This window comes from Microbacterium sp. SW12 (assembly GCF_055391095.1).
This window is the reverse complement of the sequence record NZ_AP024335.1, coordinates 106,644-128,172: the sequence shown is the minus strand read 5'-3', so window position 1 is coordinate 128,172 and position 21,529 is coordinate 106,644. Positions and strand designations below refer to the sequence as shown.

Below are 21,529 nucleotides of genomic sequence, written 5' to 3'. Positions count from 1 at the left end.
GATGCCGGAGGAAGGGCGCATGGACATCACCACCGTCACGTCCTATCGCTTCGCGAGCAGCCGCGGCGACCTCGCTCTCGCGCCCGGAGAGAAAATCCTCGCCGGCGGCACGTGGCTGATGAGCGAACCGCAGTCCGAGGTGACCGGCTTCGTCGACATCACGCGCATGGGCTGGCCCGAGGTCGAGGTCACTGACGCGGGGCTCCGTGTCGCCGCGACCTGCACGATCGCGCGATTCGTAGCGTGGTCGCGCGGCGAACTCGATACCCCGGTTCCGGCCGGTTGGCACGCCACGGGAGCAATCCCGGATGCCGCGCACGCGCTGCTTATGTCGTTCAAGGTATGGAACACCGCGACGGTCGGCGGAAACGTCTGCCAGTCGTTCACGGCAGCGGCGATGGCGTCGCTTCTCGCGGCCCTCGACGGCGAAGCGGTGATCTGGACGCCGGACGGCGGCGAGCGTCGACAGCCGGTTGCGGAGTTCATCACCGGTCAGGCGAAGAACACACTGCAGCCCGGGGAAGTGCTGCGCGCGCTCGACGTTCCGGCAGGAGCGATGCGGTCCCGCGTGAGCCTGCACAAGATGGCCCTCGCCGAGCTCGGTCGATCGGGCATCGTCGTGAGTGGCCGCCGCGGGGACGACGGGTCGACGGTCGTCGCGGTGACGGCATCCACCCTCACTCCCCACGTCTTCCGATACCCCGGGGTTCCCGATGCGGCCCAGCTGCGGGCGGATGTCACGAGCCCGACGGACTTCTTCACCGACGCTCTGGGCGAGGCCGACTGGCGGCGCGCGGTCACCGCCGTGCTCGCCGAGCGCGTCGTCGCTGACCTCATGACGGAGGACGTGGCATGAGGCTCACCGTCGACGGCACAGAACTCGAGGGCGACCCCGCTCCGGGCCAGTGCCTGCGCACATTCCTTCGCGAGCATGGACACATCGAGGTCAAGAAGGGGTGCGACGCCGGCGACTGCGGCGCGTGCGCCGTGATCGTGGACGGCGCCCCCGTCCATTCGTGCATCGTGCCGGCCCAACGCGTGGATGGCGCTGTCGTCACGACAGCTGGCGGCCTCGCACCGGGCGATGACCTGCATCCGGTGCAGGAGCAGCTCGTCGAACACTTCGGGTTCCAGTGCGGGTTCTGCACGCCGGGGATGGCGGTCACGGCATCCACCCTCACCGAAGCCGACCTGCCCGAGCTCGACCGCCGCATGAAGGGGAGCCTGTGCCGATGCACCGGCTACCGCCCGATTCGCGAAGCGATCACCGCGGCAGTGATGGGGCCGGTGCGCGAAACCGGCCCGGCCCCGGTCGCGTCCGGCGGCATTGGGGCCTCGGTGATTCCCGAAGCCGCGCGCCGGGTGGTGCAGGGTCGCGAGCCGTACACGCTCGATGAACCGGTCACCGGCTCCCTGGTGCTGCGGGTCGTCGGCTCCCCGCACGCACACGCCCGCATCGTCTCGATCGACACGGATGCCGCGCTGGCCGTCCCTGGCGTGGTGGCCGTCCTCACCCATGAGGATGCCCCGGCCACACGCTTCTCCACGGGCCGCCACGAACACCGCACCGACGACCCCGACGACACGCGGGTGCTCGATGACACCGTCCGCTTCATCGGCCAGCGCGTCGCCGCTGTCGTCGCCGAGACCGCCGCCGCGGCTGATGCGGCAGCCCGCCTCGTGCAGGTCGAGTACGACATCCTGCCCGCAGTTTTCGACCCCGAAGAAGCGCGCACGCCGGGGGCGCCGATGCTGCACCCGGGCCGCACTCCCGAAGACCGGGTCTCGGATGCCTCCCGCAACGTGGTCGCGCAGTTGCACGAGGGCCACGGCGGCGACATCGACGAGGCGCTCTCGGCGAGCGCTGTCACCGTCACCGGCACCTGGCAGACCTCGCGCGTCACGCACGCGCAGCTCGAGACACATGGCGCGGTCGGCTGGCTCGACGAGGACGGCAGGCTCGTCATCCGTTCGAGCACGCAGGTGCCGTTCCTCACCCGCGACGAGCTCGCGCACGTGTTCGACCTGCCCCGCGAGAACGTCCGCGTCTTCGCAGCCCGGGTCGGCGGCGGCTTCGGCGGCAAGCAAGAGATCTTCACCGAAGACCTCGTCGCCCTCGCGGTGCTGCGCACCGGACGCCCCGTGACCTACGAATTCAGTCGCACCGAGCAGTTCACGCGGGCGTCGCTGCGGCATCCGATGCGGGTCGCGGTGACCCTCGGGGCGGATGCCGACGGCACCCTCACCGCGATGAAGCTCGACGTCCTCAGCGACACCGGCGCGTACGGCAATCACGCGATCGGCGTGATGTTCCACGGCGTTGCCGAGTCGACGACCGTGTACCGGACGCCGGTGCGCCGCATCGACGCCGAGGCCGTTTACACGAACAACGTGCCCTCCGGGGCGTTCCGCGGGTATGGGCTCGGGCAGGTCATGCTCGGCGTGGAATCCGCCATGGACATGCTCGCCGAGCGGCTCGAGATGGATCCGTTCGAGCTGCGTCGGCGCAACATGATCCGGCCGGGCGACGCGCTGCATCCGGATAAGGATCCGTACGAAGACGACCTCATCATCGGCAGCTACGGCCTCGACCAGTGCCTCGATCTCGCGCAGGATGCGCTGCGCCGCGGCAACGGGGTGTCGGCCCCGGAGGGGTGGCTGGTCGGCGAGGGCATGGCGGTGGCGATGATCGCCACGATCGCTCCGCGCGGGCATTTCTCCCGCTCGAAGGTGGCGCTGCGCCCCGACGGCACCTTCGTGGTGCGCGCCGGCACGGCCGAGTTCGGCAACGGCACGACCACCGTGTTGCGCCAGATCGCGGCATCCGTGCTGGAGGCACCGTTTAGCCGGCTGCACCTGTGGACCGCCGACACGGATGCCGTCGCTCACGACACGGGAGCGTTCGCCTCGACCGGAATCACCGTCGCGGGCAAGGCGCTTGCCGCCGCGTGCCAGGCGCTGCGGACACGGATGCTCGAGCTCGCCGCCGCGCAGACCGGCACCGATGCAGATGCCGCGCTGTTGACGGATGCCGGCGTCGCGACTCCCGCGGGTGTTGTGCCGTTCGCGGAGCTGGTCGCTGCAGCTTCGCCCGAGGAGCGCGACGAGAACGGCCTGTTCGCGACCGGTGGCGAGGATGGCGCGCTGCGGTCGGTGGCGTTCAACGTGCACGCGGTGCGCGTTGCCGTGGAGCCCGAGACCGGGGTCGTGCGGATTCTGCAGTCGGTGCAGTCAGCGGATGCCGGAACGGTGATGAACCCCGCGCAGCTGCGCGGACAGATCGAGGGCGGCGTCGCGCAAGCCGTCGGTAGCGCGCTCTATGAAGAGGTTCTCGTCGAAAACGGTGCAGTGCAGAACCCCGTGTTCCGCGTGTATCGCGTGCCGCAGTTCGCCGACGTTCCCGAGACCGAGGTCTACCTCGCCGACACCTCAGACACGGTCGGCCCGTTCGGCGCAAAGTCCATGAGCGAGTCGCCGTACAACCCCGTCGCCCCCGCGATTGGCAACGCCATCGCCCGGGCGCTCGGAAAGCGACCCTTCCACCAGCCCTTCACCCGCCAGCGCGTGTGGCGCTTGGCGCAGCATCCTGAGACCGCCCCCACCCGAACCGCGGAGTAACCCATGCCGATTTCGACATCCTTCACCATGACCCTGCCCACGTGGCTCGTCGACGAGGCCGACACGCTGCCTGCCGTGCTGCCCACGCTCGAAGAGCGGATGGCGCTCGTGAACCGCCTCGCCGACCGCAACTGGCGCGAGGGCAACGGCGGTCCGTTCGCCGCGATCGTCGTGGATGACACCACGGGTGAGCTCGTATCGGCGGGCGTCAACGTCGTGCTCTCGACCGGCAAGTCGTCGGGGCACGCCGAGGTGATGGCCCTCGGGCTCGCGCAGCAGCGCCTCGGCCGCTGGGACCTTGGCGCTGACGGCGCGAGCCTCTCGCTCGTGGTCAACTGGCGCCCGTGCGTGCAGTGCTACGGAGCGACGATGTGGAGTGGGGTGCGGTCTCTCGTTGTCGCGGGGTCCGGTCCCGAGCTCGAAGAGCTCTCGGGCTTCGATGAGGGCCCGATGGTCGCCGACTGGGCGGAGCAGTTCGAGGCTCGCGGCATCCGGGTGACCCAGGATGTCGGCCGCGAGGAGGCCCTGGAGGTCTACCGCGCCTACGGCGCCAGCAACTCCCTCGTTTACAACGCCCGCGGCGAGTAGCTCGGGGCCGTTCGGTCGCGCCGTTACGCGGGTTCCCAGCATCCTCACCCGCAACAAGGCGCGACTGAACTGGTGGGCGGCTACTGCTCTCAGCATCCATCTTTCAGTCGCGTCGAGATGCTGGTTCCGTCCGCGCTGTCCCGCAGCAAGGCGCGACTGAACGGGTCGCGGGCCACCTGAATCTCGAGCACAGATTGTTCGGTCGCGCCGTAATGCGGGTGACCAGCATCCCTACCCGCACAACGACGCGACTGAACCGGAGCCGACCTACGCCTGCGCGCCGCTGCCGACGACCTCACGGCGCGTCTGGAGGCGGCATCCGGGATCGAAGACCAGCTGCTCGTCTTCCGCCGCTTCGCGCACGAGCGGCCCGAGGCGTTCCGGCTGCTGTTCACCGCGACGGTGGATGCCGACAAGCTCGCCGCCACGAGCGCGCCCGTCCTGCGGGCGACCAGCGCCACCGTCGGCGCGGATCACGCGCTCGACGCCGCGCGGCTGCTGACGGCGTGGGCTACCGGGTTCGTCACGATGGAGCTCGCGGGGGCCTTCCGCCTCGGCGGTGATCTCGACGACGCCTACGACTACGGCATCGCCCACCTGGTGGGCTCCCTCGTCTCCGACTAGCCGCGCGAGCAGGCGTGGGGCCGCGCCGTATTCTGGAGCCGTGTCCTCGCCCGCTCGCACCAGCGCCGACGGGCCGAGTGCGGCATCCGACGAGACGCAGATCGGCGTCGGAATCGGGCGGCAAGTGCGGCAGGCGCGCACCGAGAAGAAGCTGTCGATGCGGGCGCTGGCCTCGGCCGCAGAGATCAGCCAGCCGTTTCTGAGCCAGATCGAGTCGGGCCAGACGATGCCCTCGCTGCTGACTCTGTACCGCATCGCGAACGCCCTCGACATCTCGCCCTCGGCGCTCCTTCCCGCAGACCCCGACCCCGAGGTCGTGCACGTGTCGCGGGCGGCGGATGCCACGTGGGTGCCGGTCTCGGAGGCATCCGACACCGCCCACACCCGCGTCATCCACGCCGGCGAGACCTCCCTGCAGGAGTACGCCATCCGCCCCGGCGAGCAGGTCGGCGACTGGTTCGAAACGGATGGCGAAGTCATCCACTACGTCATCGAAGGCGCCATCGCCCTCGAGATCGAAGGCCTCGGGATCTGGGAACTCGGCGCCGGGGATGCCGTCGCCCACCCCGGTGCGCTGCGGAACCGCTGGCACCTTCGCGGGGACGGGTCGGCACGGGTGGCGTTTGTGTATACCGGCGGGGCGTAGAACACTAGCTACGCGCTCGCGTCGAGCACCTCAAGGAACGTCTGGGCGCCGATCGCGGCATCCGTTCGAAGTTGCGCTTCTGTGGCGGTGTCGCCGGTTGCCACCATCGTGTCCGCGAACACTCCGGCCCACGCACCGTCGGGCTCGACGAACTTTGCGATCGCTGCACGGATAGCACCCGGGTCTGCGACGTCGCCTGCCAGACCCAGTTGGCGCGCTACGGCGGTCGCCGCACCCGCTGCGCCTCCGGGATTGTAGAGCGTGACATACATCAGGTCGTACTTGTCTTTGTGCAGCATCCGCGATTGCGCCGCAGCCGCCTTGGCGAGGAGATAGCCGCCGAGGTTCGCGAATCGAAGGGTCACGGCATCCGTCTCGACACCAAACTGTGCGCGAACGGATGGCGGCACTGGCAGGTCGCGCAGCTCGGGGTCCACGAGCGCTGCGGCCGGTCCCGCCAGCTTGGTCGCGACCGCAGTCCGCGAGCCGGGCAGCGATACGGTGTCTGCAGTGTGATCCCAGACGTCCGCGAGAAACTCGAGTCGCACCCGCGCGTCGCCGAGGGTCGCGTTCCACCGCCACCGATTCTCCGAGGTGAAGTCGCCTTTCTCGAGAGCCACATCGAGCCATGAGAAGTCATGTTCGGCGCCGGCGAGATCCCACCCGATCGCGAAGAGCAGGTCGACATCGGTTGTTCCCTGGTGGGAGACGGGAGCATCGGTGGCGAGATACTCAGGATTGAGGCCGCCGATGACGACGAACTTGTCGGTGTGTCCCCCGGCGAGCAGCGCGAATCGCACGAGCGCCTCCTCTGCGCGGGCGCGCGCCTCCCGGGTTCGGGACTCAGAATCCAATGGCGGTCTCCCGCAGGTATTCGGCGGCTTCGGCGGTGCGCCCCCGGCCGCGCAATAGGTCGGCATAGACCCGCACCGGAGATACGGTGCGCACGTCCCGTGCTTCCCGTGTGAGTCGGAAGACATAGGGATCGGCGGCGGAAAGGCGGATGCGCCCTCCCGACTCCACTTCTCTGAAATCAGGATGCTGCGCCAGCCGCCCACGCGCGGGCTCGAGCTGCCCCGCCGGCACGTACAGATCGACCGCCGGCACACTCGTCAGATACGGGTCAATACGATCCGCCGCCGCCTCCCCGGTCAGCGCCCAATCCTGGCCATGCAGCGAACTTGTCAGCGCCTCGATCGATTGCTGGGGATCGCGCCAGGGAACGTGAAACTCGATGTCAGCTCCCGACTGAGGCGTGGCTGCGTAATGCGCCGCCCAGTCGCTCAGCATCCGTCCCGGATCGCGAAACTCGCGCGTTGCCGATGTACCACGTTCGGCTCCGGTCTTGGCCGTGTACCGCTGCTCGTCGAAGTGCCGCAGGATGCGAGCAGTGTGCGCCAACGAGACATCCGCGGTCTTCGCGATGACGCCAACCTGCTCGATGGGCATGGTCTCTGGCTCGGAATACTCCACCCGCCACCCGAGCAACGTCTCAGCTATCGCATCGGCTGCTGCCGACCATTTGAAGGCCCGCCCCGCATCCGCTCGAATTGGCTCCAGTCTCGCGATGTAAAAGCTCCCCGGCACCACGATGCGCGCCCGGCCGCTGGCGTCTGCCCATGACAGCTGTGCGTCTTCGAGGATCTCCCGCGCCCCGGGGCTCACCCGGCGGGCAGTCACGACGGGCACGACACCGTCGGTTCGTTCGGAGGCACCGTGGAAGAGTTCGGTGCGCGCCCTCCGGGCATCAGCGGGCAGGCCCTCCCCGATCCAGAGCGGCCGGAACAGCGATTCGCGCCCCTCGTGACGAATGCGAACGACGTGGCCATCCCACTCCGGCTCAAGCTCCGGGGGGATCACCCGAAGCAGCGCCGACACCGATGCGGTGTTTTCTCGCGCTTCCACGGTTTTATCGTAGCGAGATATAACCGTGTTTTCTCACGAATAGTGGCATTCGGCCTGACTGTGAGAAAACTCGGATCGCGTTCGCGTCGCTCTCCCCGAGGCGAGTTCTCGCCGGCGGGCGAAGCCGACGCTCCACGCCCACCCCGGGGCGCTGCGGAACCGCTGGCACCTCCGCGGCGACGGCTCCGCCCGGGTCGCTTTCGTGCACACCGGCGGGGCGTAGGAGACTCTCGTCAGTCCCTTCCTCTTTTGTGCGAATCTTCCTGCATGGAGCTTGATGAGATCCGGCGTGCGGAAATCGAACTGCTGACATCAGCCGTGCGGCGCGACCCGGCACGCTTGGCTGAACTCTTGCATCCAGGGTTTGTCGAAGTCGGTCGCTCAGGGAGGTTGTGGCCGCGCGACGAAACGATCGCCGCGCTGGCTCATGAACCGGGCCGGAAAACTCCGGCCACGAGTGAGTGGGCCTTGCACTCGGTGGCTCCTGGGCTCACCCTCGTCACCTACGTCGTTTCGAGGCCAGAAGGCGACAGTCGGCATTCCTCCCTCTGGGCCATGCACGACGGGAAACTCCCGGTTGAGTTGCGCGCACAAGGTGCGTCAAGTGCAGGACAGCGCGTCGCCCGAAGAGTCGGAAACACCCTCGAAACGTGATAGCCATGAGCAATCAATGATTGCCTCCTAGCATCGCGGTGTGACGAACACTGACGAGTTCACCCTGCGCCCGCGCGTGCAGGAGTTTCTGGCGTCGGGGCGCACGGAGCTACTGATCGACGGCGACTGGCTCCCGGCATCCGCTGGCGCGACCTTCACCACGATCGACCCGGCAACCGGTTCCGCCCTCGCCGAGGTCGCCCGCGGCACCGCACCGGATGTCGACAAGGCAGTCCGCGCCGCGAAGGGCGCGCTGCGCTCGTCGGCCTGGCGCGAGATGCGGCCCGCCGACCGCGGCGCACTGCTCTGGCGCATCGCCGACCTCATGACCGAGCACCTCGACGACCTCGCGCAGCTCGAGACGCTCGACCAGGGCAAGTCGCTGCGCACCTCGCGGTTCGGCGAGGTGCCGGCGGCGATCAACCAGTTCCGCTACTACGCGGGCTGGCCGACGAAGATCCTCGGCGACACGATCCCCACGTCGCTCTCGCGCACCCCTCCCGGCAAAGAGGTCTTCGCCTACACGCGCCGCGAGCCCGTCGGCGTCGTCGGCGCGATCGTGCCGTGGAACTCGCCGCTCATCATGACGGCCATGAAGCTCGCCCCCGCCCTCGCCGCCGGCTGCACGATCGTGCTCAAGCCCGCCGAGAACACGCCCCTCACCGCGATCTACCTCGGCCAGCTCATGCTCGAGGCGGGCCTGCCCGCCGGGGTCGTCAACATCGTCACGGGGTACGGTCACGAGGCGGGGCAGGCTTTGGCGGAGCATCCGGATGTCGACAAGATCGCCTTCACCGGCTCGACCGCCGTCGGCAAACGCCTCGTGCAGTCGGCCGGCACGCGGCTGGCCCGCCTCACTTTGGAGCTCGGCGGCAAGTCGCCGTCGATCATCATGCCCGACGCCGACCTGCCCGCCGCGATCGAAGGCGTCTCGCGCGGCATCTTCGACAACGGCGGCCAGGTGTGCGTCGCCAGCGCCCGCATCTACGCGCACCGGGATGTCTACGACGACGTCCTCGCCGGGATGGCCGACTTCGGCAGCGGCCTGCACCTCGGGCACGGCCTCGCCGAGGGCACCGACCTCGGGCCCCTCGTCAGCAAGGCGCAGGCCGACCGGGTTGCCGGCTACGTCGACGAGGGCCGCGCCGAGGGTGCGCGGGTGGTGAGCGGCGGCATCCGTGAGGCCGACACCTTCTATACGCCCACCGTGCTCACCGACGTGACCCCGCAGATGCGCCTCATGCGCGAAGAGATCTTCGGCCCCGTCGCCGTCGTCACCCCGTTCGACGACCTCGACGAGGTGGTCGGGTGGGCCAACGACTCCCCGTACGGCCTGGCCGCGAGCGTCTGGACCGAAGGCCTCAGCAACGGCCACCGCATCGCCGCGCAGCTCGAAGCCGGCACCGTGTGGGTCAACTGCCACTCCTTCCTCGGCCCCGAGCTTCCCAAGGGCGGCCACAAGGAGTCGGGCTGGGGCTACGAGAACGGCCCGCAGGGCCTCGAGAACTATCTAGAGACGAAGACGGTGGTGATGGTGCTGTGAGCGCAGATTCCCCGAAGCGCATATTGCTCGGCGCGTTCGAAATGATGAACCCCAACAACGGGATGCCGACCTGGACCGACCCCCGCGGGCGCGGCGACGACTGGGACGACCTCTCCTACTGGCTGGGGCTCGCGACGATGCTGGATGCCGCGGGCTTCGACTTCCTCTTCTTCGCCGACACCTACGGCTACGCCACGCTCGACGGACGGATGCCTGACGAGGTCGCCGCTCACGGCATTCAGTTCCCCGCCCTTGACCCGATGCTCGCGATCCCGGCCCTCGCGCACGCGACCAGCCAGCTCGGATTTGTCGTCACCTCGCCAACCACGGTCGAAAAGCCCTACGGCACCGCCCGCCGGTTCGCGACGCTAGACCGGTTCACCGCCGGACGCATCGGCTGGAACGTCGTCACCGGGTCGTCGCAGGCCACGACCGACGAGCTGTTCGGCGTGACGCAGAAGCTCAGCCACGACGAGCGGTATGACGCGGCCGACGAGTTCCTCGACACGTGCCTACGGTTCTGGGAGCACTCCTGGGACGAGGATGCCGAGGTCCGCGACCGCTCGCGCGGCGTGTATGCCGACCCGAGCATGCTGCACCGCGTCGAGGTTAACGGCACCTATCAGCGGGCGCAGGGCGTTTTCGCGGTGCCGCCGACGCCGCAGCGCACGCCTGTGCTGTTCCAGGCCGGGACCTCCGACCGCGGCCGCGCCTACGCCGCCCGCAACGCCGAGGCCGTGTTCATCCAGGGGCAGTCGATTCCGACCGCCGCAGCCCACGTCGCCGACATCCGCGCGCAGGCCGTGGCGCAGGGCCGCCGCCCCGAAGACGTCAAGGTCATCACCGGGATGACGGTCACCGTCGCGCCCACCGAGGCCGAGGCCCAGGCGCTTCGGGCCGAGTACGAAGCGGTGCTGGGGCTGGATGACGCGGCGGTCATGTTCGCCGGGATCACCGGCATCGACCTCACCGGCATCGACCCCGACACCCGCGTCGCCGACCTGCACACCGACCTCGGGCAGACCCTCATCAACCGGTACGCGCGCACCAATCCAGACATCCGGGTGCGGGCGGTGCTCGACCAGTTCCGCACGAAGGCGATCCGCGGGTTCCAGATCACCGGATCGCCCGAGCAGGTCGCCGACGAGATCATCGCGATCGTCGACGGATCCGGCATCGACGGCATCATGCTCGAACCGACCTTCGGCGGACCCGCGTCGTACGAGGCGTTCATCGAGTTGGTGCTTCCGATCCTGATCGAGCGTGGGCGCGCCGGAACCCCGGAGGGCGCGACCCTGCGCGAGCGGCTTTCGGGCTCGCCGCGCCTCGCCCCCACCCACCGCGCGCATCGGCTCACCGCCACGGATGCCGCGACCGAGGCATCCGTCACCGCGCCGCTCGCTGCCGCGACATGACCCGCCTTCGTGTGCCCCAAAACGCCCCGCGCCCCAGCAGTGCACGGCGTGTTGCGGCAAACGAAATGGCACGACCGAGACCCCAGTCCAGACACCCCATCCTCGTTTGCCCCAAAACGCCCCGCGCCCCAGCAGCGCACGGCGTGTTGCGGCAAACGAAGGGGGACTGCAGAAACACCACCCCGCCGAGACGTCAACCCCAACCCGAAGGACTGCACGTATGAAAGCCGAAGCCGTCGAGGCGGTGATCCGCGGGCTCAAGCGCGCCGGGGTCTCCGTCGCGACCTACCTGCCCGACTCGCTCCTGAAGGAGCTGTACCCCGCGCTGGATGCCGACCCCGACATCCGCACGATCCCCGTCACCAACGAGGGCGAGGGCGCCGCGATCGCCGGGGGCGTGTTCCTCTCGGGCAAGCGCGCCGTGCTCGTCATGGAGAACTCGGGCCTGCGCGCCGCGACCGAACACCTCGCGCGCCTGGGCCTGGGCGCCGGCATCCCGGTCGTCATGATCATGAGCTACCGGGGCGAGCTCGGCGAAAACAACTGGTGGGCGATCCCGCACGGCATCACGATGGAGCCCCTCCTCGGAGCCCTGCGCACCCCGTACCGCATCGTGCGTGAGGTCGACGAGGTCGAGCAGGCGGTCGTGGACGCCTACGAAACCGCCTATTCGTCGTACTACCACGCCGCCGTCGTCCTGGGAGGAGGGCTCGTCCGATGAGCTACAGCAGATTCGAGGCCATGGAGCTTCTCGGCAAGCGCCTCACCGACGACGCTCTCGTCATCCTGTCCCTCGGCGGCGCCGTCGACGAGTGGTACAACGCCGCCCCGCACATGCGCGAGGCGAGCCTGTTCCAGCAGCAACTCGGATGCGTCAGCGGCGAAGCCTTCGGCCTGGCCGTCGGCCTGCCCCACCGCCAGATCGTCTCGCTCGACACCGATGGCGGGCTGCTGTTCAACCTCGGCATCCTCGCGACCCTCGGCAACGAGCAGCCCGGAAACCTCTTCATCGTCGTGTGGGACAACGAGCAGTACCAGTCGATCGGCGGACCCGCGACCCACACCGCGAAGGGACGCGTCGACCTCGCCGCGATCGCCCGCGGCGCCGGGGTCGAGAAAGCGTTCACGGCGCACACGCTCGAGGAGTTCGACGCGCACTGCGCCGCCGGCCTTGCCGCGACCGAGCCCTACATCGTGGTCGCGAAGACCGACGGCATCCTGCAGCCCGGCATCAAGCGCAAGCACTCGGACGGCCGCGAAGACAAGTACATCTTCGTGCGCCACGTCGAGAAGATCGAGGGCATCACGATCATGGGCCCCAGCGAGCACAACTGATGGGGTGCGGCTGATGGGCGTCGTCACGGCCCCGACCGGCGCCTACGACTACCTCGTCGTGGGCGCCGGCGCTGCCGGGTGCGTGCTGGCCGCGCGGTTGAGCGAGAACCCCGACGCGCGCGTGCTGCTCATCGAGGCAGGCCCCGATCATCGCGGGCTGCGCGAGATTCTGGATGCCGCACACTGGGATGCCCTCATCGGCGGCCGTCTCGACTACGGCTACCGGTCGGCGCCGACCCCGCATGTGCTGGGGCGTTCGATCGCGATGCCCCGCGGGCGCGTGCTCGGCGGCAGCTCGTCGACCAACGCGATGCTCTGGTACCGCGGCGCCCGCGCCGACTACGACGCGTGGGCGGATGCCGGCGCGACCGGCTGGGGATACGACGACCTGCTTCCCTACTTCAGGCGGTCCGAGACTCGACCCGGCGGTGACCCCGCTTACCGCGGGCTCCACGGACCGGTGCGGGTCGCGCCACTCTCGCGCGTGCATCCGATCGCGACGGCGCTCCTGGATGCCGCGGCCGCGCGCGGACTGCCGGTGCTGGATGACGCCAACGGCCCGTCGAACGAGGGTGCGGTGTTCGCGGACTACAACGCCATCGAGGGTGAGGACGGTTCGTTCGAACGTTGGAGCACCGCCCGCGCCTACCTCGAGCCAGCCCTTGGGCGGCCGAACCTCGACGTGCTCGTCGACAGCCCCGCGCACCGGATCGACCTCGCCGGCTCCCGCACGACCGGCGTGACGCACCTGATCGACGGACGCGAAGTGACCACGACCGCGGACCGCATCGTGCTGGCCGCCGGCGCCATGGACACCCCGCGCCTGCTGCAACTGTCGGGGATCGGTGATCCTGACCGGTTGGCGGCTGTCGGCATCCGTCCCCGGCATGCGCTGCCGGGCGTCGGAGAGAACTTCCAAGACCATCCGCTCGTGTTGGGCGTGAACTTCCGCGCCCGCGAAGGACTCGGGCCGGTCATCGGCAACGGGGGCGGGACGATGCTCAATTGGCGGAGCTCCTACGCCGAGCGCGGACCCGACCTGCACACGGTCATCGCGCACGGTTCCCGCGGCGATGAGGCCCTGCACGCGCGCTACGACCTCGGCGGCGATCAGATGTTCGCGCTAGTGCCGGGGCTCTACGGCTCCCGCTCTGTCGGGTGGGTGCGGGTGCGGTCGGCCGACCCGACCGTGCCGCCCGAGTTCCAGCCGAACTACCTCGCCGACCCGAAGGATCTCGTCGCGATGGTCGAGGCGATGGATGTCGCACAAGAGCTTGTCGCCGGTCCCGCGTATGCCGACCTGCATCCGGAACCGCTGACGCCTCCGCCGTCGATGACCGATCGCGCCGAGCGCGTGCAGTTCGTGCGCGAGAACGTCGGGAGCTTCTTCCACGGCGTCGGCACCGCCCGTATCGGCACCGACGAGCTCGCCGTCGTCGACCCTGGGCTGCGGGTGCGCGGACTCGAGGGGCTGTGGGTTGCGGATGCCTCGGTCATGCCGATCATCCCGACCGCGAACACGCAAGCCCCGACCGTGGCGATCGCCGAGCGCGCCGCCGAGCTCATCGCCGCGGACTGATTCCACCGTTCGGTCGCGCCGAAACGCGGGCACCCGGCATCCTCACCCACAAATCGGCGCGACCGAACGGTGCGCCACCCGACTCAGTCGCGCCATCGTGCGGGTTGCAGCCATGACTTCCCGCAGAACGGCGCGACTCAACGAGTAGCGGTAGCCCAGCGCACGAGGTCGCCGGCGAGCTCAGCCGGAGCATCCAGGTGCACGAGGTGACCGGCGCCTTCGATCAGGGTGAGGGAGGCGTGGGGGATGGCCCGCTGGAGGCGATGTGCGCGATCGATGGGAATCCAAGCATCAGCCGTTCCCCACACGATGTGCACCGGCTCGTCGATCTCGCCGTACCGCGGTTCGATGTCGTTGGTGAAGCGTTCGGATGCCTGCGCGATCTGCCGTACGAACGCAGCCCGTCCCGCATCCGTCGTCCACGGTTCGACGAGCATCGCGAGGTCCTCATCCCGCAGGCCGCGCGCACTCGCACCCCGGATATAGGTTTCGACCATGCCGCGATGGATGGCGGGAGGGATCTGCTCGAAAACCTCGGCGTGATCTCGCACGAGACGGAAGAAGGGCGAACCCCACGGCGCGAGGGCGACAACATCCACGAGCCCCAGCGCGGCGTAGCGAGCCCCATGGCACAGTCGAGCCCGCAACGCGACCGCACCGCCGATGTCGTGCGCGATAACGCGCGGCCGCTCGAGACCCCAGTGATCCAGCAGCGCCGCGAACAGCTCGGCCTGCACACAGATGTCGACAGCATGATCAGGATGCATCGACGACTGTCCGTATCCGGGCATGTCCCACAGGTAGACGGTGTGGGTTCGCGAGAGCGCGTGTGCGATCGAACGCCACAGCTCTGACGACCACGGCGTGCCGTGAAGAAGAACGAGCGGAGGCCCGTCGCCGAGCCGATCCCAGGCGACAGTGCGACCGCGCCAGTCGAAGGAGTGCGAGAGAGGAGTCATTGTGCATCCACCGTTGCAGCGGCATCCGACATCCCGCGGAGCCACTTCGGTCGCGTCGAACTGCGGCCACTCGCTCAACCGACCCGCAACAGGGCGCGACCGAACGAAACCCGCTTCGCGCTACGCCTCGCCGCGCAAGACATCCCCCGCATGGATGCCGATCGCCACCCAGTCCGCGAGCTCGGCGTCGTCTGCCACCTGCTCGGCAGGAACCCGGAGCCAGGCATCGCCCATGACCCGGCCGTTGCCCATCGTGGCGGGGATCGCACCGCGCGCCAGGCGCTCGTCTCGCTTCACCGGGTCGGTCCGCACCAACGCGCTGCCGCCGCGCTCCGCGACGATCGCGAGCGCCTCACGCACCATGAATCCGACGCCCCCGAACATGCGCATCTCGCGGACGTCGACATCCGTGATCATCCCGCGGATCCGCGCCGCCAGCTGCTCCCGCTCGTCGGATGCCGACATCCTGCCCCCTCCGGCCTCGCACCGCCTTGGCGCGAGCGTACTCCGCCCGAAACACCGACCCGCTAACGTTCGTTCATGATCCCGATCGAGAACCTGGTGGCGTTCATACTCACGTCGTTGGTGATCATCGTGATCCCCGGCCCCAGCGTGTTGTTCGTCATCGGCCGCGCCATTGCGCTGGGTCGCCGCGCCGGCGTCCTCAGTGTCGTCGGCAACGCGCTCGGCACGATCCCCGCGGTCATCGCTGTCGCTTTCGGCGTGGGCGCGATCGTCGCCTCGTCGGTCGTGGCGTTCACCGTGATCAAGATCGCCGGCGCTCTCTACCTCGTCTACCTCGGCATCCAGGCAATCCGCCACCGCCACGCGCACATCCCCGGCATCCAGCAGCGGCCGACCCGCACGCGTCGGCTCCTGGCCGAGGGCTTCATCGTGGGCCTCACCAACCCGAAGACGATTGCGTTCTTCGTCGCGGTGCTCCCGCAGTTCGTCGATCCGACGGCGGGCCCGGTCTGGCTGCAGCTCCTGCTGCTCGGTCTCGTCTTCGAGGCGCTGGCGCTGGCATCCGACAGCATCTGGGCCCTTGCCGCGGGCACCGCACGCGCATGGTTCGCTCGCTCACCCCGACGCATCTCGACCCTGTCGGCCACCGGCGGCGTCATGATGATCGGCCTCGGCGGCGCGCTCGCCCTCACCGGTTCGAAGTCCTGACACACGTTCGGTCGCGCCGTAGTGCGGGTAGCGGCGCCCCAGACCCGCGCGAAGACGCGACCGAAGAAGCTCGGCTCTACGGTCGGTCGCGCCGTGGTGCGGGTTGCGGCGGCCTAGGCCCGCGCGAAGGCGCGACCGAAGAAGCCTGACGCGCGCTCGGTCGAGTCAGTCGGCCGCCCGAAGTCCGAGGTCGTCGCAGGTCACGCCCGCGGTCTCGGGAAACACCGCTAGCGTGTCATCCCGCTGTACGCAGACGAACAGGTCTGGCACCGGGTAGGTCTGCCCGTCGTTCGGTGGGGGCCCGTCGAGCCCGGCACCGATGAGGCCGATGCTCCAGACGGATGCGCAGAGGTCGATCGCCCGAGAGACCCGATCCTCCCCCGCAGCCGAGGGGTCGCCCACCTGTTGCACGACGCTGTCGAGGGATGCCGCCTCGAAGCAGGATGCCGAGTTCTGACGCAACTCCGTTGAAGCCAGGGCGAGCAGCGTCCCCGCGGTGGTCGCGGCAACGAGCACCCCGGCTCCCACGAAGACGCCGACCTTCTTGCGGACGCGGGACCGCACACGAAGACGCTGGACGTCGTGCATGAGCACTGTCCGCATCCGGTCGAAGTCCGGCTCCGTTGCCGTCATCGCCCCCTCCGATCCCCCACAGAGTCCGACACCCGCCGTACGGCCTGTCGATAGCTGAGCCCGTCGACGGCGCAGAGCCGAAATACCTCCCGATCGGGCCAGCTCAGCGTCGCGACGATCCGCTGAACTTCCCGCCATCCATCCGACCCCCGAGAATCGGCGAGCTCACCCGCGCGATCTAGCGTGTCGACGGCGGCGCGGTGTCTCCGGCTAGACCGGTCAGGGTGCGCGAGTTCCCTGGCACGAGTATCGGCTGTCACCACCAGCCATGGCAAGCATGAGGCGCCGACGAACGTGATCCGCCGGCTCTTGCGCCAGAGCGTCAAGAACGCGTCGTGGGTCACCTCCTCGGCGTCGGGCTGTGCCGCAACGAGGTCGGTGACGACGCCGTGCACCACGCGCACATGCCGTTCGTGCAGCGCACTCAGCGCTGAATCGTCGCCGGCTCGCAGCCGGTCGAGGAGGGCGGTGTCGTCACGGGGGTAGTCGCCCGACCAGCGTCCCCACGCACTGGGGAAGGCCTGTGCGGAATCGACCACTCGAGGCTCCTTCCGACGATGCGCACCGATCAAACGCGTCCTATTCTCCCCCGCGGCGGGTTCCCATTCGCTGGTGGTGCGGGAGAGGTCCGGCCTCAACAGCGAAAAGCGCTCTGGTGCGCCGACCGCAATTCCTGGGAACCTGGCTCCATCATCCGTCGCACCCGAGAAAGAGCCACCGACATGAGAAAGTCACTTGGCGCCGTCGCCACCGCCCTGTTCGTGTTAGGCAGCGTAGCCCTCACCGCATCTGCCGCCAGCGCCGGCACCCCCGACCGCACCCAGAGCTGCTGGCAAGAGCTCGACACCGGACGATCGCTGTGTGTCGCGGCATCCGCCGACCTCGCGAATGCCGTCTACGACGCCTACGGCATCGCGATCTCGACTCCCGACGGCGCGGTGGGATCGGATGTCAAGCTTCAGGCCACGCGCGATGCCCGCGCGGGGGTCGTCGCTCTCGCGAGCACCGTCATCGGGATCTTCTACGAGAACTCCGGCTACGACGGTGCCTCGTACGTCGCCAGCGTCAGCCAAAACGGATGCTACGGGTACTCACACGGCTACACGAACCTCGGCTCGATCGGCTGGGACAACCGGATCTCATCGTTCCGGTCGTACTCAAACTGCCGGACAGCCATCTTCGCGAACACGAACTACGGCGGATCGTCCTACGGCTACTACACGAACTCGTCGTATGTCGGAAGCGCCATGAACGACCAGGCCTCGTCTATCCGCTGGGCTGCCTAAGGTTCCAGAGCGGCATCCAGCGCCCGGAAGGCAGCGCGGAAGTCCGCCCGCAACCGCGCCTTCTGAGCGTCGTCGCAGAAGGCCGCATCGATGCCGTTGAGGGCGATCTGCTTGGCTTCGTCTGCCGTCACCCCCATGAGGCGGAGCCCCTCGGTGTACTCCCGGCCGATGTCGGTGCGAAAGAACATCGCGTCGTCGGTCGAGACGTTCACCGCGAGCCCCGCATCGATCATGCGACGGATGCGGTGATCGGTGTCGATCGTCCACCCCGAGCAGATCGTCGTCGACAGCGGCGTCGCAGCGAACCCGATACCGCGGTCGCGGGCCAGCGCGACGATCTCCGGGTCGTCCACAATGCGATACCCATGGTCGAGCCGGTCGCAGCCCAGTTCTTCGATGGCGACGCGGACGGCATCCGGGGTCGCATGGTCGGTCTCACCGACGTGCGCCGTCAACAGAAAGCCGTGCTCGCGAGCCAGTTCGTAAGCCTCGACGAACCGTCCCGGATCTTCCGTGTTCTCGGGGGTCAGATCGTCCTGACCGAGCCCCACCACCTCGGGGCGCGGATGCGCGATCATCTCGCGCACGAGGTCGACAGCGGATGCCGCGTCAGCTCGCCGATTGATCGCGACAACGACCCGGAACCCGACGCCGAAGTCCTTCTCGGCCCGGGCAAGTCCCGCGATGATCGGGTCGATCACGTCGGTGTAGTCGAGGCCCCGGTCGGCGAAGTACTGCGGGTTGACGTAGTACTCGCGATAGCGCAGATTGCCGTCGGCGACGGCTTCGGCGACACCGGCATAGGCGACACGCTCGAAGTCTTCGGGATCGCGCAGCACATCATGCGCGAAACGGAATGCGACCAGAAAGTCGACCAGGTGAGCGAAGTCGAACAGCTCGTCAGGGTCGGTGGTCGGCAGCTCGACTCCGTGCTTGGCTGCCAGTTCGATGAACAGTTCGGCGCTCATCGTCGACGCGAAGTGGCAGTGCAACTCGGTCTTGGGCAGCAGGCGCAGATAGTCGGCGTACGAGATCACGCGGTCACCTCTCCGGAAGCGCGAGGCGGGGATCGCCCCGGAACCTGTTTCACGACGAGCAGTCGACACGGCTTCCCGTCGGCCGACCACCACCGGTGGGTGGTGCCGCCGGTGTAGTAGACCGATGCCCCCGGCTCGAGATCGCACGTCTGATCGCCGAGTTCGATGCGCACCTGGCCTTCGATCACATACAGAAACTCGTCTTCGGCGTGGACGAATCGCTCACCCGGCTCGAGGCTGTCTGACACGACCTCCATCGGGTGGAACGTGCGCGCGCGCTGCGCCAGCATCCGTGCCGTTCCCGAGGCGAAACCGTCGGGGATCTCCCCCTCGCCGGGGCGGCTGACCTCGACGAACGATCCGGACTCATCCGATGCGTCGGCTGCCGCGATGAGCTCGATAGGGCTGGTCTCGAGCGCGATCGCGATACGGCGCAGGGACCCCAGGCTCGGCTGCGCGAGCCCGCGCTCGAGCTGGCTGAGGAACGGATGCGAGAGCTCAGTGCGCTCGGCCAGTTGCACGAGGGTCAGCCCGCGGGTCTTGCGCAGCATCCGGATGTGGCTTCCCAGGCGAGCGCCTGCGGCACGCTCGTCGAGACCGTCGGGCACGCTCATGCGGCCGAGCGTACCCCGGCCGCGATCGCGTACTCGTCCACCAGCTCGAGGTAGGCGGCTCGGCGCGCGGGGGTGAGCCACGAGGCGTGGAACGAGTTGCGGGCAAGCTCGACCAGATCGGATGCCGAGAGCCCCGCCTGCTCGGCGAGCGCCACGTAGTTGTCACCGACGTAACCGCCGAAGTAGGCCGGGTCGTCGGAGTTGATGGTCACGCGGACGCCTGCGCGCAGCAGCGAGACGATCTCGTCGGATTTCATCTGCTCGGTGACGAAAGAGTTGGACACCGGGCAGCAGGTCAGCCCGATCCCGCGTTCGACCACGAGAGCGACGAGGTCGGGATCTTCGACGATGTTGGTGCCGTGGTCGATCCGGTCGACGCCGAACTCGAGCGCCTGACGGATGTGGTCGATGGACCCTGGCTGGTCGATGTCGCAGTGCATCGTGACCAGGAACCCCTCAGCGCGCGCCCTCTCAAAGACCGCGGCGAACTTCGCGGGGGGTTGTCGCGCTCATCGGAGTCAAGGCCCACGCCGACGATCCAGTGACGGTACGGCAGTGCCTCGAGCAGCGTCGACATCGCGTGCTCGGCCGAGAGGTCCCGCAGGAAGCACAGGATCAGCTCGGCCGAGATCCCGAGCTCGGCCTGAGCCCGCACGACCGCGCGGCGATAGCCGCCGATCACGGTCGCGAACGGGATGCCGCGACCGGTGTGCGCCTGCGGATCGAAGAACAGCTCGGCGTGCACGACGCCCTGCTCCTTCGCCCGAAGCAGGTACGCCCAGGCAAGGTCATGGAAGTCATCCGCGGTCTGGAGCACACCCATCGCCGGGTAGTAGACCGCCAGAAAGCTCGTCAGGTCAGTGAAGTCATAGGCAGCCTTCACCGCTGCGACATCGCTGTAGGGCAGGGTCAGCCCGTTGCGCTGCGCGAGCGCGAACATCATGTCGGGCTCGAGTGTGCCCTCCAGGTGCAGGTGCAGCTCGGCCTTGGGAAGCCCGCGGGCAAAGCTCGCCAGCTCAGACGGTGCCATGGTGCGCTCAAACGCCCTTCTGCGGATGCATCGCCATGCGGGCCAGCACGACATCCTCAACGATCTGGATGAGGTTGTAGAGCACCAGGGATGCGCCGGTGACGGCCACGACCGATGCCCACAGTGCCGCGAATTGCGCCTGCGGGACGAATCCGCCGATCGAGCCACCGATTCCGCCGCCGACCGCGAGCCATTCTGCGAGCAGGGCTCCGGTGATGGCACCGGGAACCGAGATGCGCACCGCGGCGAAGAAGGCGGGAAGTGAGGAGGGGAACGCCACCTTGCGAAGCTTCGTCAACGCTCCGCCGCCGTAGACATCCACGAGGTCGTTCATCATCGGCGGCGCGGACTTGAGTCCGAACGAAATGTTCACGAGAGCCGGGAAGAGAACGACGATGCCACCGATGACAGCTACCGTCCAGAAGTCGCGACCGAAGATCAGGATGATGACCGGAGCCATCGCGATCAGCGGCACCGAACGCAGGAGCATCGCCACCGGCATGAGGGCGTGTTCGATGCCCTTGTTCAGCTCGAACGCGAGGGCGGCAAGGAGAGCGACGACGAGGCCTGCGACGAAGCCGATCGCGGCGTCGCCCAGCGTGACCATGAGGTTCCCCAGCAACATCGTGCGGTTGGCCTCGGCAGCCGGAACGGTGAACAGCCAGTTCCAGACGTCGATAGGCCCCTTGGCGATCAGGGGCGAGAGCTGAAGAGCCCACAGCAGGCCCACCCAGATCACCAGAACGGCGACGATGGTGAGCACGAGGGTGAGCGTCGACCAGCCGAGCGCACGCAGTACGGCGCGGGTGGATTGGGTGCGCAGCTTGGCGGTGAGCTTCGCTGTTTCCGCCTGGATGTCGGTGGCTCCGGTGAGCGTGATCTGCGCCATC

General features: G+C 68.5%; 22 protein-coding genes and 1 pseudogene. 13 read left to right on the top strand and 10 right to left on the bottom strand.

Going from position 1 to position 21,529, the window contains the following annotated elements; all coding sequences use genetic code 11:
* Window positions 1–19: 19 nt before the first annotated feature.
* The 5 genes from MICSW_RS00640 to MICSW_RS00620 all read left to right on the top strand — a co-directional run bounded on the left by MICSW_RS00640 (window position 20) and on the right by MICSW_RS00620 (window position 5,476).
* Window positions 20–856, top strand: coding sequence for an FAD binding domain-containing protein (locus tag MICSW_RS00640; protein WP_464496467.1), 837 nt, complete (start codon window positions 20–22; stop codon window positions 854–856).
* A complete protein-coding gene (locus MICSW_RS00635; RefSeq protein ID WP_464496466.1) occupies window positions 853–3,618 on the top strand; it encodes a molybdopterin-dependent oxidoreductase in 2,766 nt (921 codons plus the stop codon). Before MICSW_RS00640 ends, MICSW_RS00635 begins: the two co-directional genes overlap by 4 nt.
* A 3-nt stretch (window positions 3,619–3,621) precedes the next feature.
* Complete coding sequence (locus MICSW_RS00630; protein ID WP_292727834.1) at window positions 3,622–4,206, top strand: nucleoside deaminase; 585 nt, start codon at window positions 3,622–3,624, stop codon at window positions 4,204–4,206.
* A 273-nt stretch (window positions 4,207–4,479) separates the two neighbouring features.
* A complete protein-coding gene (locus MICSW_RS00625) occupies window positions 4,480–4,830 on the top strand; it encodes a TetR-like C-terminal domain-containing protein (protein WP_348681504.1) in 351 nt (116 codons plus the stop codon).
* 40 nt (window positions 4,831–4,870) lie between these two features.
* Window positions 4,871–5,476 (top strand): helix-turn-helix domain-containing protein, encoded by a 606-nt coding sequence (locus MICSW_RS00620; protein ID WP_228179386.1) that lies wholly within the window; start codon window positions 4,871–4,873, stop codon window positions 5,474–5,476.
* Between the two features lie 8 nt (window positions 5,477–5,484).
* Here MICSW_RS00620 and MICSW_RS00615 read toward each other — a convergent pair whose 3' ends face one another.
* Both MICSW_RS00615 and MICSW_RS00610 read right to left on the bottom strand, forming a co-directional pair.
* Window positions 5,485–6,276, bottom strand: a complete 792-nt coding sequence (locus MICSW_RS00615; RefSeq protein WP_464496465.1) for a hypothetical protein — start codon at window positions 6,274–6,276, stop codon at window positions 5,485–5,487.
* Between the two features lie 43 nt (window positions 6,277–6,319).
* The gene (locus tag MICSW_RS00610; protein ID WP_292727838.1) at window positions 6,320–7,381 is read right to left on the bottom strand and encodes a type IV toxin-antitoxin system AbiEi family antitoxin; all 1,062 of its coding nucleotides are present in this window, start codon (window positions 7,379–7,381) and stop codon (window positions 6,320–6,322) included.
* Window positions 7,382–7,648: 267 nt separating this feature from the next.
* Here MICSW_RS00610 and MICSW_RS00605 point away from each other — a divergent pair, with 267 nt between their 5' ends.
* The 6 genes from MICSW_RS00605 to MICSW_RS00580 all read left to right on the top strand — a co-directional run bounded on the left by MICSW_RS00605 (window position 7,649) and on the right by MICSW_RS00580 (window position 13,907).
* Window positions 7,649–8,035, top strand: a complete 387-nt coding sequence (locus MICSW_RS00605) for a nuclear transport factor 2 family protein (protein WP_464496464.1) — start codon at window positions 7,649–7,651, stop codon at window positions 8,033–8,035.
* 40 nt (window positions 8,036–8,075) lie between these two features.
* A complete protein-coding gene (locus tag MICSW_RS00600) occupies window positions 8,076–9,578 on the top strand; it encodes an aldehyde dehydrogenase family protein (protein WP_464496463.1) in 1,503 nt (500 codons plus the stop codon).
* Entirely contained in the window at window positions 9,575–10,993 is a 1,419-nt protein-coding gene (locus tag MICSW_RS00595) for an NtaA/DmoA family FMN-dependent monooxygenase (protein ID WP_464496462.1), read from the top strand. Before MICSW_RS00600 ends, MICSW_RS00595 begins: the two co-directional genes overlap by 4 nt.
* Window positions 10,994–11,213: 220 nt before the next feature.
* A complete protein-coding gene (locus tag MICSW_RS00590) occupies window positions 11,214–11,714 on the top strand; it encodes a thiamine pyrophosphate-binding protein (protein WP_195692721.1) in 501 nt (166 codons plus the stop codon).
* Window positions 11,711–12,328 (top strand): thiamine pyrophosphate-dependent enzyme, encoded by a 618-nt coding sequence (locus tag MICSW_RS00585; protein WP_347424745.1) that lies wholly within the window; start codon window positions 11,711–11,713, stop codon window positions 12,326–12,328. Before MICSW_RS00590 ends, MICSW_RS00585 begins: the two co-directional genes overlap by 4 nt.
* 13 nt (window positions 12,329–12,341) lie before the next feature.
* Window positions 12,342–13,907, top strand: a complete 1,566-nt coding sequence (locus MICSW_RS00580) for a GMC family oxidoreductase (protein ID WP_464496461.1) — start codon at window positions 12,342–12,344, stop codon at window positions 13,905–13,907.
* A gap of 137 nt (window positions 13,908–14,044) precedes the next feature.
* Here MICSW_RS00580 and MICSW_RS00575 read toward each other — a convergent pair whose 3' ends face one another.
* Together MICSW_RS00575 and MICSW_RS00570 are read right to left on the bottom strand one after the other, a co-directional pair.
* Window positions 14,045–14,866, bottom strand: a complete 822-nt coding sequence (locus MICSW_RS00575; RefSeq protein ID WP_464496460.1) for an alpha/beta fold hydrolase — start codon at window positions 14,864–14,866, stop codon at window positions 14,045–14,047.
* Window positions 14,867–14,986: 120 nt separating this feature from the next.
* Complete coding sequence (locus MICSW_RS00570) at window positions 14,987–15,331, bottom strand: TfoX/Sxy family protein (RefSeq protein WP_292801229.1); 345 nt, start codon at window positions 15,329–15,331, stop codon at window positions 14,987–14,989.
* Window positions 15,332–15,406: 75 nt separating this feature from the next.
* Between MICSW_RS00570 and MICSW_RS00565 the strand changes: the two genes are divergently transcribed.
* Entirely contained in the window at window positions 15,407–16,039 is a 633-nt protein-coding gene (locus tag MICSW_RS00565; protein WP_464496459.1) for a LysE family translocator, read from the top strand.
* A 165-nt stretch (window positions 16,040–16,204) separates the two neighbouring features.
* Here the strand turns inward: MICSW_RS00565 and MICSW_RS00560 are convergent, their stop codons facing one another.
* Window positions 16,205–16,672, bottom strand: a complete 468-nt coding sequence (locus MICSW_RS00560) for a hypothetical protein (protein WP_464496458.1) — start codon at window positions 16,670–16,672, stop codon at window positions 16,205–16,207.
* Entirely contained in the window at window positions 16,669–17,211 is a 543-nt protein-coding gene (locus MICSW_RS00555) for an RNA polymerase sigma factor (protein ID WP_292726917.1), read from the bottom strand. The genes MICSW_RS00560 and MICSW_RS00555 overlap by 4 nt, the downstream gene beginning before the upstream one ends.
* A 183-nt stretch (window positions 17,212–17,394) precedes the next feature.
* Between MICSW_RS00555 and MICSW_RS00550 the strand changes: the two genes are divergently transcribed.
* On the top strand, window positions 17,395–17,958 hold the full coding sequence (locus tag MICSW_RS00550; RefSeq protein WP_464496457.1) for a hypothetical protein: 564 nt from the start codon (window positions 17,395–17,397) through the stop codon (window positions 17,956–17,958).
* On the opposite strand, the gene add (MICSW_RS00545) is transcribed toward MICSW_RS00550, so the two are convergent.
* The 4 genes and pseudogenes from add (MICSW_RS00545) to MICSW_RS00530 form a co-directional block, all read right to left on the bottom strand.
* Window positions 17,955–18,995 carry an adenosine deaminase gene (gene add, locus MICSW_RS00545; protein ID WP_228179269.1) on the bottom strand — a complete coding sequence of 347 codons (1,041 nt, stop codon included), beginning with the start codon at window positions 18,993–18,995 and terminating at the stop codon, window positions 17,955–17,957. The two genes, MICSW_RS00550 and add (MICSW_RS00545), sit on opposite strands and share 4 nt — an antisense overlap.
* On the bottom strand, window positions 18,992–19,609 hold the full coding sequence (locus tag MICSW_RS00540) for a helix-turn-helix domain-containing protein (protein ID WP_464496456.1): 618 nt from the start codon (window positions 19,607–19,609) through the stop codon (window positions 18,992–18,994). Before MICSW_RS00540 ends, add (MICSW_RS00545) begins: the two co-directional genes overlap by 4 nt.
* A pseudogene (add, locus tag MICSW_RS00535) lies at window positions 19,606–20,549 on the bottom strand (adenosine deaminase). The gene MICSW_RS00540 and the pseudogene add (MICSW_RS00535) overlap by 4 nt, the downstream one beginning before the upstream one ends.
* A gap of 97 nt (window positions 20,550–20,646) precedes the next feature.
* Window positions 20,647–21,528 (bottom strand): ABC transporter permease, encoded by an 882-nt coding sequence (locus tag MICSW_RS00530; RefSeq protein WP_228179272.1) that lies wholly within the window; start codon window positions 21,526–21,528, stop codon window positions 20,647–20,649.
* Between the last annotated feature and the right edge of the window lies 1 nt (window position 21,529).